The organism is Corallococcus llansteffanensis (assembly GCF_003612055.1).
Classification (GTDB): domain Bacteria; phylum Myxococcota; class Myxococcia; order Myxococcales; family Myxococcaceae; genus Corallococcus; species Corallococcus llansteffanensis.
In genome coordinates this window covers 1-1,815 of record NZ_RAWB01000964.1, presented here as the reverse complement: position 1 = coordinate 1,815, position 1,815 = coordinate 1, and the positions used below count along the sequence as shown (strand labels likewise).

General features: G+C 70.9%; 2 protein-coding genes. One reads left to right on the top strand and one right to left on the bottom strand.

All coding sequences use genetic code 11. The annotated features are described in order from the left end of the window. Positions 1-781: TerB family tellurite resistance protein (locus D7V93_RS42520; RefSeq protein ID WP_208723345.1), on the top strand; the 781-nt coding region annotated here is incomplete at its 5' end. Positions 782-826: 45 nt separating this feature from the next. On the opposite strand, the gene D7V93_RS45630 is transcribed toward D7V93_RS42520, so the two are convergent. Then, on the bottom strand, positions 827-1,815 hold a 989-nt coding region (locus D7V93_RS45630), incomplete at its 5' end, for a Hint domain-containing protein (protein WP_244237838.1).

Below are 1,815 nucleotides of genomic sequence, written 5' to 3'. Positions count from 1 at the left end.
GCGGCTGGACTTCGCGGCGCGGCAGAAGGCGCTGCTGGTGGATGTCCTCACCGCGCTCGCGTGCGTGGACCGGGAGCCGGGCCCCCCCGCGCGCCGCGCCATCCTCCGGCAGGTGGAGGGCCTGCGCCTGCCGCACGCGCTGGAGGGCGAGGTGAAGGCCGCGGTGCGCCAGTCCTTCGAGCGCAAGCGCGACGTGCGGGACGTGGTGCGCCAGGTGCGCAGCGTGGACATGCGCCACCTGCTGCTGGAGCAGACGCTGCTGGCGGCGCTGGTGGACGGGCAGCGGACGCGGCGGGAGCGGGTCTTCATCGACAAGCTGGCGCGCGCGCTGCACGTGCCCCAGACGGAGCTGCACCGGCTGGAGCTGGAGATGGCGGAGTTCTACGCGCGGCACCGCTCGCTGGTGGATGTCTTCACCGTGTCGGACGCGGCGGGCGCCATGGGCGAGGACCTCATCTCCGGCATGCAGGAGACGCTGGAGAAGAACTTCCACCGGCTGATGCAGGAAGCGCGCGAGACGGGCGACCTGGCGGTGCTGCTCACCAAGGCGGCGCGGCGCCAGAAGCTCACCGACGACGAGCGCCAGCGCATGCGCGCCCAGCTCATCGACGTGGCGAAGGCCATCCCCGCGCTCGCCATCTTCGCCGCGCCTGGAGGCATCCTGCTCCTGGCGGCCCTGGCGAAGGTGCTGCCCTTCAGCCTGCTGCCCAGCGCCTTCCAGGATGGCCCCGCCGTCGTGGACCTGGACGGCGAGGACACCGCGGAGCGCGAGGCGGGGTGAGCCACGCGACTCCGCCCCTCCAGGGGCGGAGTCCGGAAGCGCGACCTAGCGGGCGCGGGCCTGCGAGTTGCGGAAGTCCGCCTTCCACGCCCGGGGCAGCGCACGCGCCAGCGGCTGCTTCGCGTCCGTCTCCATCCGCACCTGGGTCGCGCTGTCACCCACCAGGAAGCCGCCGGCGAAGAACGTCTGCTCGTTCGGCTGGAGGCGGGCGAGCTCCGCCTCGGTGCCGAGCTTCAGGTTGAACACCTGGCCCTCGTAGGCGACCGGCGTCACGGAGGTGATGCGGGTGATGCCCAGGCGGGTGCGCAGGCGGTCGTTGACCTTGACCCGCGAGGCCGGCAGCACCTTGCCCGCCGCCGTCACCACCGGGTGCGTGGACGTCAGCCGGACTTCCTGTCCGCGCTCGTCACGCAGGTGGACGAGGGGCTTGTCCTCGGCGCCGCGGCTGACGTCCACGACGGTCAGGACCTTGCCGCCTTCGGACTGCACCTTGTCACCCGGGGCGATGGACTCCACCGGCACGCGCTGGCCGTCCGCGCGCACCACCGGCGTGCCGGCCGCGAGGCAGGAGTTGAGATAGAAGATGTTCTCCAACACGGCGACGGTCTTCGTGCGCAGGTCGAGCACCGGGTTGCCGCCCGCGTCCTTGCGCCCGCAGTCGGCCTGCACCGCCACGGTGAGGTTGGCCTTCACCTCCTCGTTGATGATGGTTTCCATGGGGCACTCCAGGGGCACCAGGGAGAAGTCCAGCAGGGCGTTGAAGTCATACGCCCGGTAGCCCACGGCTCCCGCGAAGATCGACTGGATGGGGGCCGAGGTCACACAGAAGCCGCCGTTGGTCTTCAGCGTCAGGCGCGCCTTGCTGCCCGGAAGGATGCTCTGGATGATGCAATCCGTGGCTTCGGAGCCCGCGTCGAACTGCCCACGCAGGGGCAGGTACACCTTCGAGTAGTCATAGCTACCCGAGGGGAAGGTCCAGTAGGCGCCAGGGTCGCCTTCCCAGGTGGGATAGCCGTTGAGGATGGCGGCGATAC